Annotated in this window: 7 protein-coding genes; all 7 read right to left on the minus strand. The window is 44.5% G+C overall.

Annotated features, from left to right (window positions below; translation table 11 throughout):
- Window positions 1-197: 197 nt before the first annotated feature.
- Window positions 198-1,526, minus strand: a complete 1,329-nt coding sequence (locus CCC71_RS09930; protein ID WP_295245459.1) for a CitMHS family transporter — start codon at window positions 1,524-1,526, stop codon at window positions 198-200.
- 189 nt (window positions 1,527-1,715) lie between these two features.
- Entirely contained in the window at window positions 1,716-3,269 is a 1,554-nt protein-coding gene (gene citF, locus CCC71_RS09935) for a citrate lyase subunit alpha (protein WP_021840219.1), read from the minus strand.
- On the minus strand, window positions 3,259-4,503 hold the full coding sequence (locus tag CCC71_RS09940; protein ID WP_021840220.1) for an aldolase/citrate lyase family protein: 1,245 nt from the start codon (window positions 4,501-4,503) through the stop codon (window positions 3,259-3,261). Before CCC71_RS09940 ends, citF begins: the two co-directional genes overlap by 11 nt.
- Window positions 4,504-4,931: 428 nt before the next feature.
- On the minus strand, window positions 4,932-5,825 hold the full coding sequence (locus CCC71_RS09945; protein ID WP_021840221.1) for a LysR family transcriptional regulator: 894 nt from the start codon (window positions 5,823-5,825) through the stop codon (window positions 4,932-4,934).
- An 11-nt stretch (window positions 5,826-5,836) separates the two neighbouring features.
- On the minus strand, window positions 5,837-6,535 hold the full coding sequence (locus CCC71_RS09950; RefSeq protein WP_021840222.1) for a Bax inhibitor-1/YccA family protein: 699 nt from the start codon (window positions 6,533-6,535) through the stop codon (window positions 5,837-5,839).
- Between the two features lie 149 nt (window positions 6,536-6,684).
- Window positions 6,685-8,433 (minus strand): pyruvate kinase, encoded by a 1,749-nt coding sequence (gene pyk, locus CCC71_RS09955; protein ID WP_021840223.1) that lies wholly within the window; start codon window positions 8,431-8,433, stop codon window positions 6,685-6,687.
- A gap of 76 nt (window positions 8,434-8,509) precedes the next feature.
- Entirely contained in the window at window positions 8,510-11,914 is a 3,405-nt protein-coding gene (locus CCC71_RS09960) for a DNA polymerase III subunit alpha (protein ID WP_296333547.1), read from the minus strand.
- Between the last annotated feature and the right edge of the window lie 124 nt (window positions 11,915-12,038).

Raw genomic sequence — 12,038 nt, forward strand, 5'->3', positions numbered from 1 at the left:
AAATGCAAAATAAAAGCTGCGGATTGAATTCGATTCGCAGCTTTTTATTACGTCTATGTGCGTGCACTTACAGCTCAGCCCATTCACTACAACTAAGCGCTCATAACAAAACGACGCCGCTCCCGAAGGAACGACGTCGTTTTTTATTTGCATTATATTATGTTTTTATTAATAATTCCTCACCATAACCTGACGGCTTAGATGTGGAATAAACCTAACATAGCACCGCCAGCCAAGGAAATTAAGGACATTACGAAAAGACGTGGAGCACAGAATTTCAACATATCTTTAATTTCGATACCGGCCAAGCCGCAAGCCAAGAATGTAGTTGCAGCATGAGGAGTTACCAATACGCCGTAGTTTTTGGAAATCAACATAGCCATAGCCATGTCCTGAGGGTTTACACCGAATTTTTCACCTACGCTGATAGCCAATGGTACCAAGCCGAAGAAGTAGGAATCAGTACCGAGCAACATACCGATAGGTACACCGAGGATACCGAATACAGTCTGCAAATGTGGTCCTAAGAAATCAGGCACAAGAGCGATTAACATGGTAGCCATGTTATCCATCATTTTAGTACCGCTCAAAACGCCGAGGAATACGCCGGATGCCAACAAGATCATAGGCATGGTCAACGCTGTATCAGCATGCATTTTGATTGCTTTAGCCTGAGCTTTAGCGCCCGGGAAGTTAACGATCAAAGCAATAGCCAAACCGAACATGAAGGCACCGTACAAAGGAATCTTTGTGAAGCAGAGTAACAAGATAACAACTAAAGTTAAAAGACCATTGAACCATAACAATTTAGGGCGTTTCATAGCTTCGATATCTTCAGTCGTAGCATTGCTGTCAGCCGGTACAATAGAAGAGTCGAGTAAAGCAGCTTCGCCTGTAGGGTTAAGGCCCGCACCGCGGCGTTTTTCAACTATGCCCATGTAAGCAGCGAATACCATTAAGATTACGAGACCAACACCTTGCAATGGAATCAATTCCTGCCACAAAGCGTTTACGTCAGCGTTCAATACAACGCCGGTACGAGCTACCGGACCACCCCATGGTACCAAGTTCATGATACTCATAGCAGCACCGATGATACAAACTAATACAACCGGACGGATGTGCAATTTCTTATAGATTGGCAACATAGCAGGGATTGTGATTAACAATGTGGAAGCCAACGCACCATCCAAGTGACCGATTACGGCGATCATAGCCGTAACAATGGTTACCAACATAATGTTGTTACCGGCTTTTTTAGCCAAGTAGTTAACCAATGGGTCAAACAAACCAACGTCACTCATTAATGAGAAGTATACGATAGAGAAAATAAATAATACCGCAGTAGACCAGGTTTTGGATACACCGGTTTGTACAAACTTATAAATATCTTCAGGACCGAAACCTGCAATTACGGCCGCGATGATAGGTACGATTACGAAAATCGGCACCGGATTTGTCTTAGATTGGATTAAGGCCCATACGATGATGACAATCATCATTAAGCCAAGAAAACCTAAAAACATGAGAAAATCCTCCTTTAAAACAACTACAAAATAAATGAGAAAATTATCATATCACAATATATAATGCGTTAACAACTCCCTGCCGAGTGAGATTAATAAGCTTAATCTCACTCACAGGAGTCTTTTTATTAAAGTCGACTACCTAATCACAGTCAGCATTACTACTGATTGGAGCAGACATTAATGCCATTAGTCTAAAGGTTTACGAACCACGTCGATGATAGTGCCGTCACGATATTCTACGATAGCTACTACGTCTTCGTCTTTATCGCTAACAGTTACACCTTCCGGTTTACCTACCAAGTCAAAGGCCAATTTTTGCAATTCTTCAATCGTGTAGATTGGCAAATTGGAGTCTTTGAAGCGTTCGATAAGGTCGGTACGACGAGGGTTGATGGCGATACCGCGTTCAGTTACGATAACGTCTACGGATTCACCAGGTGTAATTACTGTCTGAACGTTGTCAAGAATCATTGGCAAACGACCGCGAACGAGTGGACAAGTAATTACTGTGCATTTAGCACCGGCTGCTGTATCGCTGTGACCGCCGGAAGCACCCATGAGGATACCGTTGGAGTCAGTCATACAGTTAACATTGAAGTTAGTATCGATTTCGGTAGCACCTAAGAATACTACGTCGAGATAGTTTGTCATGTTGTCGGTCCAAGGATCCGCATACATGGAGGCGCTCATTTCGATATGGTTAGCATTTTTATGTAAAGAAGCCGCTGCATCAGTATCAAATGTTTGCGTATCATAGATAGCTTCGATCAAGCCGTCTTCCAACATGCCTGCCAATACACCGGTAGCACCGCCGATACCAAAACCGGCTTTAACACCTTGGGCTTTCAATTTTTCGCCGATAAATTTAGCAACTGTCAAAGGAGCTCCGCCGGCACCTAACTGGAAGGAGAAACCTTCTTTAATGATGCCTGCCTGATCCAAGAATTCAGCGGCCATTTCAGCGATTTTAATCTGGATAGGGTTTTTAGTGAAACCAACCGCACCGGAAGCAATACCTGCAGGGTCGCCGATAGCTTCTACTTCAACGATGTAGTCTACATCAGTTTGAGGTACGGAATATGGATATACATAGTCAACGAGGTTATCGGTAATAGCTACGGTTTTATCTGCATAATGGGAGTCAACCATGGCGTAGCCGAGAGCACCGCAAGCGGATTTGCCCTGCATGCCGGTGAAGTTACCGCGACGATCGCAAGTTGGGGCACCCATGAAAGCCACATCGATGTGAAGTTCGCCGGAAACGATGGCACGAGCACGACCACCATGAGAACGAATCACTACCGGACGTTTTAATACGCCTGGGTTTTTCGTCAAGAATTTACCGAGCGCATCACGTAAACCGGATGTTTCGATAGCTGTTACGGTACCATCTTTAATCATATCGATCAAGAAGTCATGGCATGGGCTCAAAGAGCTGGATGCTACGGTGATGTCTTTAATACCTTTAGCCTGGATGCGTTCCATAACCATTTTCATAACATAGTCACCATTGCGGAAATGATGGTGGAACGATACAGTCATACCGTCTTTTAGGCCGGTTTTTTCAATAGCTTCGTCGATGGAAGCCAATAATTTATCGGCACCGCCTTTATTATATTTAGCAACCGGACGACCGGCACGGTGCATTTTCGGCTCAACTGCGAACTCGCCTTGATACACTTCACGGCCTTCAAGAGCCGGAATATTCATTGGAATTTCGCGATTTGCTTTATTTAACATTGATTTCAGCTCCTTCATCTACTTCTACTTTAATCCCGGCAGCACGTGCTTTGTCCACGATACGTTGTGCACGTACTACGATAGGACCGTCAATCATTTTACCGTCTACGGCGATTACGCCTTTATTATTTTTCAAAGCATCAGCATAGCTGTTCAATACTTTTACGGAATGAGCGATTTCTTTTTCATCCGGTGTGAATACTTTGTGAGCTAATTTAATCTGGCTTGGATGGATACAAGATTTACCGTCAAAGCCGAGGGCTTTAATGTATTCAACTTCTTCAACGAAACCTTCAGGGTCTTTAACATCGGAGAATACAGTATCGACACAACGGATGCCGGCTTCACGAGCAGCCAACAAGATGGACTGACGAGCGAATGCCAATTCAACTGCCGGTTTATGTTTACCGGTACGAAGGTCGGCACGGTAATCTTCAGCGCCTAAAGCGATACCTACTACGCGAGGTGCGTGGCAGATTTCACGAACATTGTAAAGGCCTTTTACGGATTCGATAGCTACGATAATATTAATCGTACCTTCTTCCCAGCCGTTTGCTTTTTCTACTTCTTCAATCTTACGGGCTACGATTTCAACTTCGGAAACGTCTTCCGTTTTAGGAATACGAATCAAGTTAGGTTTAGCCGGTACGATTACATCGAGGTCATCATAACCGTAAGGAGTCTGCGTCGGATGGTTAATACGAACTACCGTTTCGGAACGGAAAGTCATGCTTTTTAAAGCTTCAGCCGTCATCAAACGAGCCGTATCTTTTTCCGTTACAGGGATGGAGTCTTCAATATCAAACATCAAGCTGTCAGCACCGTGGATATCAGCACTGTTGATCATTTTAGGTGTGTTGCCCGGTACGAACATCATACTGCGGGAAATACGTGCTTTAGCTGCTTCGCTTAAAGGTAATGTTTTGGCTTCTACAGGACGAGTTTCGTCGTGAGCTACAGCCGCTTTTGGTTCGGAACCGCGTTCCAAAGCACCGAGTACACGAGCTTTAATGGCATAGTCCCAAGCTGCTTTATCGTCGGCAATAACTTTTACTCCGTCATAACCGGCTTCTTTAACCGTTCTTACGATTAATTCTTCAATGTGTTTACCATACTGGCGTTGAACTTTGGAAGTCAATTCCACTTCAATACCGGCCGCAATTGGTTCAACTGTTACAAGACAATCTTGCTTTTCGTCAAAACCGACAGTCGCTGCCTTTACTAATTTGTTCATAGCTTCGCATCCTTTCCTGACGAATCGAATTACTGAAAAAAAAATTAACGATAAAAGTTAAGGAAATACATCAACATTTAAACTACTGATAATAATTTAAGCCATTACATAACTTAGATTTGAATTTTAAACATTTTTTTATCTCTTACTTCTAAAAACATTATATCTACCTTCATCATATAAAGATAATAAAAAGCCGTTATGTACTGTATAAAATTTTTATACACATTTTTTCATTCCATAGATTACATTTAGTAATGTGTTATAAATACGCATAAAAAAAGAATCTTTTTGCATTTAGCAAAAAGATTCTTAAAAATTATCACTGCATTTGCAATTTCCATATAAGAAAAAGTTCTTTTGGGCTTTATAAAAAGTAAAACGTAAGATTCGTTCAACACAAGTTTACACCTGTCTACGAAATGTCGTTAAAACTGTATCGTTACCGGTGAATTATCTTTATAATATTCTTGTACATAATCTATAAACGTTTTAACGGCAATCAATTTATCACTCACTTCATTGAAGTATAAAAACGTACTGCGCACCCAAGGCTTGCCGTCTTTCTGATAAATCGGTTCCACATAGATGCCTTCATCTTTGCAGGAACCAAGCCCTAAATACGGTAAGATTGACCAACCGAGACCTTCACGCACGAAGTGACGACAGGTAACCATAGAGTCCATCTCCATAGCCGCTTCATGACTTTTCGGCAGATTTTCATTACACCATGTGTCAAGAACGGTAGTAATCGAACCGTCCGAACGATATTGAATGAGCGGCAAATCCGCCAACTCATCAATTGTAACCGGATCTTTATAAACCAAGCAGTAAGGCTCTTCAAAGAGCTTAATACTGCTGCTTGTTTCTTTATGATTGCCGCGCGCGATTGCCACGGCCACTTCCCCGCTGTTAAACATCTTATTTACATGGGAACTGTGACCGGTTTTTACTTGGATATGAATATTGGGATATTGCTTCGTAAATTTACCCAATAAATGCGGCAACTGATAGTCCGCGAAGTTGATGGACGAAGCAATTTTTAAAGTCCCTTGTATCTCTCCGCTCATCTCACCGATAGCCTGCTTCAAGCTTTCCATTTCCTGGAGCATGCGGCGGCAGTAAGCATGAAAGACTTCGCCTTGAGGCGTCAACGTAATTCCTTCACTGGTACGAAGTAATAAGGGACTCCCCAAGTCTTCTTCCAAATGGCGCAGACGATAACTCAGCGCCGGTTGGGATAGAAATAGTTTTTCAGCGGCTTTTGTAATATTGCCTTCTTCCACAACGGTTACAAAAGTTTGCCATTCCCGTTCATCCATTAAATCCCTCCTCAATCTCTACGGAAAAATCGCAATAAGGATAAGAAGATATTAATGAAATCCAAGTACAACATTAACGCGCCGATCAATTCAACCCGTTCCAACACTTCGTCATCTTCAAGGGCTACCGTGGTCAAAATCCCTTTAATGCGATTCACATCAACGGCCGTAAAAATCGTGAAAATAATCACACCGAAAGCACCGAGGGCTAAATTAACGAAACCGTTTTGGAATACGAACACATTAAGCAAGCTCACGATAATAAGCGCAATGACAGCACCTAACAAATAGGTCGTCCACGATGTTAAGTCACGTTTAACCACACCGCCGATAACCGCAAAGGTACCGAAAAACGCCAACGTCCCCACAAAAGCATAAAAGAACGCCGTCGTACCGTATACCATACTCAAGGCCGCCAAAGTAAGGCCATTTAAAATAGAGTAAATAAAGAACATGCTTTTCAGCGTAGTCAGACTGGCCGACATCTGCCGCGCGCTGAATAAGAAGACCGCGCCCAATTCCAAAATCAACAAAATATTGTAGTTGGAAACAGCCAATGAAAGCCATTGAGGGTTAAATAAAGCTGCCAACATAGTAACAAATGTTGTCAAAATTCCCCAGCCCATCCAGAGCATGGAGTTGCGCAATTTACGCGCTACAATCTGCGAAATTACAGATTGATCCGCATTCACGGGCATTGAATAGTTCATACATACCTCCTCAATCAAATCTGTCACGGCTCAAATCGGCCTCTTAATATAAAATCTTGCTTGTGCCTCTCACCTTGACACAAGCAAGATTTACGTCACTACCTATTCAGCATGCCGCAGCAATACCTTAATACGCATTAGCCACACAATTAACGGGCGTTGGCAATGCCTTCAAATACTTTGCCGCGAGAGCCGTCGACAGTTACAACTTCACCATTATTAATTACAGTTTCTGCATTTCTTACACCTAAAATTACCGGAATACCGAAGTTAATCCCTGCAATAGCGGCCGCCGAAGTAAAGCCGTCTTCAGCAGCAATGATAGCACCGGCACGTTTAGCAAACGGCATTAATTCCGGTTCTAACGTGCGAACTACCAATACATCGCCATCGCGGAAAGACTTCCCTGCCATTTCAGCATTATAAGCGAGGCAAACACGACCGGTAGCGGCGCCTTTACCCACACCATTACCGCTTAATACGGCTTTGCCGACTACATGTACGCGAATCATATTGGTCGTACCGGCCTTACCGGATGGTACGCCGGCGGTAATAACAACTAAATCGCCGGATTCGATATGGTTTTCAGCCAAGGACGATGTAATAGCACTGTATACCATTTCATCGGAATTTTCATGGCCCGCACCGAGTACGGCTTCAACGCCCCAATACAACTGAACGCGACGAACCGTAGCTTCATGCGGCGTAACCGCTAAAATCTTAGCGCGCGGACGGTTGCGGGAAATACTCATAGCCGTTTTACCCGTTTCCGTACAAGTAATGATAGCCGCCGCATCAAGATTCTTAGCTACCGTTACGGTTGCCACACTGATGGCATCCGTAGTTTGTACCGTATCAGAAGCAAACGGATGCTCAATATTGCAATATAAAGTGGAATGTTCCGTCACTTCCGCAATACGCGCCATTGTCTGTACCGCTTCTACCGGGTATTTACCGCCTGCTGTTTCGCCGGACAGCATAACCGCATCAGTGCCGTCCAAAATAGCATTCGCTACGTCGCTGGCTTCGGCGCGGGTAGGGCGTGGGTTATTCGTCATAGATTCCAACATTTGAGTGGCCGTAATTACAGGCTTCGAGGCTTTGTTACATTTAGTAATCATCATCTTCTGAAGAACCGGTACTTCTTCAGCAGGGATTTCAACGCCCAGGTCACCACGAGCTACCATGAGACCGTCGGACATGCGCAAAATATCGTCTAAGTTATTGATACCTTCTTCATTTTCAATCTTGGAAATGATTTTAATATCTTTCCCTTCTTCTTCCAAAATGCGGCGAATAGCCACTACATCAGTGCCACGCTGCATAAAGGAAGCGGCTACATAGTCCACATCCATTTGGCAACCGAAACGCAAATCTGCCATATCGCTTTCCGAAACCGGTGGTAAGCTGAGTGGAATGCCCGGTACGGCTACGCGTTTACGATCGCTCATAGGCCCGTTGTTTTTAATTGTAGTGTAAATTTCGGTGCCTTCGATTTTTTCTACCTGCAAGGTAACCAAACCGTCGGATAATAAAATTTCGCACCCTACTTTAACGTCATCCACCAAGCCTTTATGGTTAACCGAACAAATGGTAGCGTCCCCTTCAATATCGCGCATAGTAAGCGTAAACGGTTTACCCGCTTCAAGCATTACTTTGCCCTCTTTAAAATGACCTAAACGAATTTCAGGCCCTTTGGTATCAAGCATAAGCGCTACCGGAATCCCGGTTTTCTTCGAAGCAGCGCGCACCGCTTCCATACGTTTCGTATGTTCGTCATAAGAGCCATGTGAAAAATTGAAGCGTGCTACGTTCATACCGGCCTGTAGCATCTGTTCCAATACGCCGGGCGCATCAGTGCTCGGTCCAATGGTACAAACAATTTTAGTCTTTTTCATAGTAAATACCTCACTCATAATGAATTGGAATAAAGCCTATGTTTTCCCTTCATAGTAACCATTATACACTAATCAATTAAAGTATTTCTACACTATCGGGGCCTAAAATTTCTTCCACCGCCCGGCATATTTCAGTCCCGGGGGCAAAATAGTATTCTTTGGCTACATCAATGCGTTTCCGTTGCCGATGTAAATAAAAGGTGACCGGTACCGTCCCGGTTGCTTTGAGGAGTAATTTTTTCAACGCATTACTCGCTTCGGCCGTGTCAAAACCAGGACGAATATGAATTACAATACGCTTGGCCGTATCGTAATTGACTTTTAACGGCTTAATCGTATCGGCAATGATTTGTACGCCCTTTTCATCCGCATCAATCCGTCCCGAAATACGTATCGCCATATCTACGGCCAGCATGGCCTGATACTGCTGAAATTTTTGTGGGAAAACGACAATAGACGTGGAACCGGAAAAATCTTCGAGCCGAATAATGGACATGACATCGTTGCGCCGCGTAATTCTGTCGGTTTTCTCTACAATGAGGCCACCTACGGTCACTTCCTGCTTGTCGTATTGTTCCGGATTTTCATTAAGTTTACCCACTTCGAAAAGACCTTTTAATTCAGCTTCATAAGAATTAAGAGGATGGCCGGAAATATAAAAACCGGTATATTCTTTTTCATCGCGCAATTTTTCATCCATGGTCAAATCGTCGAGCTTTGGCACTTCAATGGTTTCCGCCACGGACGGTTCATCACCAAAAAGACTCATAGCGCCGCGGGCTTCTTCTTTTTGAAGGCGCTGTCCCAAACTCTGCGCTCCTTCATACATGGCGAGGAGCTGATTGCGGTTTTCCTTGAAGCTATCCATGGCGCCGCAGCGAATTAAGCTTTCCAGTAAGCGTTTATTTACCACGCGCGAGTCGACCCGTTTGCAAAAATCAAGAATGGAGCTGTATAAACCGTTCCGATGGCGCTCGGCCAAAAGTTGTTCCACCGCATTATCGCCTACGCTCTTAACGCCACCCAAACCGAAACGAATAGCACCGTTCTGTACGGCAAAAGCCTGTTCCCCGTAATTAATATCCGGGCCCAACACTTCGACGCCGTGCTTTTTACAGTCATTAATATAGTACGTCAGTTTATCCACGTTGGTCATGAAACTACTCATAGTAGCCGCCATAAATTCAGGATAATAATGAGCCTTCAAATAGGCCGTCTGATACGCAATATAGGCATAGGCCGCACTGTGGGATTTGTTAAAACCGTAGCCCGCAAAGTATACGAGCAAATCGAATACTTCATTGGCAATGGCTTCCGGAATATTATTCTGCACCGAGCCGGCAATAAAGGATTCACGTTGCGCTTTAAGGACGGATTCTTTCTTTTTACCCATGGCACGGCGCATTAAATCCGCTTGGCCGAGACTGAAACCACCCATGGCAGAGGCAATCTGCATAACCTGTTCCTGGTAAAGAATAACCCCGAAGGTATCCTTCAAAATCGGTTCCAACAACGGATGTAAATAGGTAATTTCCATCTCCCCGTGGCGACGTTTAATAAAGTCTTCCACCATGCCGCTGCCCAACGGCCCCGGTCGATACAAGGCAACCAAAGGAATGAGGTCTTCAAAATGCTCCGGTCGTAAATCCATAACGAGCTTCGTAATCCCATCCGATTCAAGCTGGAATACGCCCGGCGTATCACCGCGGGTTAAGAGGTCACACGCGGCCTTGTCGTCAAGGGGAATTTTATCGAGGTCAATATCAATTCCGCGGTTAGCTTTAATGAGCTTCAAAGCGTCATCCATAACAGTAAGCGTCCGAAGGCCCAAGAAGTCCATTTTCAAAAGGCCCAATTCTTCGATATTGTCTTTATCATACTGAGTAACAAAGCCCGCGTCATTGGCGTTCTGAATCGGCACATGGTCTTCCAACGGTGCCGCCGAAATCACCACGCCCGCCGCATGAGTGGAGGCGTTGCGCACAATACCTTCCAGTTTACGGCCATAATCAAAGAGTTCACGAACCTTCGGATCCGTATCATAGAGCTGCTTTAAATCTTTACCCTTCAGCGCTTTGTCGAGCGTAATGCCCAATTCATTGGGTATCATCTTAGCCAGGCGGTTCACTTCAGGCAGTGGATGATCGAGCACGCGACCCACATCGCGAATAACGGCACGCGCCGCTTCCGTACCGAAGGTGATAATCTGAGCCACCCGAGCTTGACCGTATTTTTCCGTTACATATTCGATAGCCTTGCCGCGTTTTTCGTAGCAGAAGTCAATATCGATATCAGGCATGCTGACACGTTCCGGATTCAAAAAGCGTTCAAAGAGAAGATTATATTTGAGCGGGTCAAGGCCGGTAATGCCGAGCAAATAGGCCACCACGGAACCGGCCGCACTACCACGACCAGGCCCTACTAAAATGTCGTGCTCACGAGCGTAACGCACATAATCCCACACGATGAGGAAATAATCGTCAAAACCCATTTGAGCGATAACGGCGAGTTCATAATCGAGCCGTTCTTTCAGTTCCGGCGTCATCGTACCGTACAGTCGCGGCACTTCTTTTTCACACAAATGGCGTAAATAGGTAGTCGCCGTCTCCCCTTCCGGCACGTCGAAATGAGGCAAATGATGCTCATCAAAATTAAATTCCACATTACAACGGTCTGCAATGGCCAAGGTATTTTCCATGGCACCCGGAATATGACTGAATAATTCCGCCATTTCGTCGCCGCTCTTCATATAAAACTCGTCATTCGGGAATTTAAGTCGATCCGTATCGGCCACTTTGGCCCCGGTCGCAATGCAAACCTTAATATCTTGCGCATCTGCATCTTCTTTTAATACATAATGAAAGTCATTGGAGCACACCAAGCCTACGCCATACTCTTTGGCTAACTGAATGAGTGCTTCCTGCGCTTTTACTTCGGCGGGTAAGCCGTGATTCTGTATTTCTAAAAAGAAATTATCCTTGCCGTAAATATCTAAGTAGGTTTCCAGCGCTCGTTTCGCTCCTTCCGGATTATCCTGCAATACACATTGCGGAATTTCTCCTTGAATACAAGCACTCAAGGCGATGATACCTTTACTGTGTTCTTTTAATAATGCGTGATCGACACGAGGTTTTCGGTAAAAACCCTCCGTAAAACCGCGGGATACAATTTTAGTGAGATTTTGATAGCCTTCCATGGTCTCAGCCAGCAAAATCAAATGTTTCAATCGCTCTTGCCGACTTGCGTCTTTATCAAAACGACTGCCCGTCGTAACATACACTTCGCAGCCGATAATCGGCTTTATCCCCGCACTTTTTGCTTCTTTATAAAAATAAATGGCACCACACATGTTACCATGGTCCGTTATCGCCAAAGCAGGCATGTTCAGTTCTTTGGCGCGGGCTACCATTTGCGGCAGGCGACTGATGCCGTCCTGCAAGCTGTATTCAGTGTGGCTATGCAAATGAACAAATGGTTTCATGGTTCCCTCCTCAATCAAAATTATATAAAAAGGACCGACCCCGAGGTCAGTCCTTTTACTGTATCTGTACCTTATTTAATTATATCATAAGTTGGAAGTCGTACTGCTTAATTATCAAACATTA

It is taken from the genome of Veillonella sp. LMAG:90, from assembly GCF_008679445.1.
Lineage (GTDB): Bacteria > Bacillota > Negativicutes > Veillonellales > Veillonellaceae > Veillonella_A.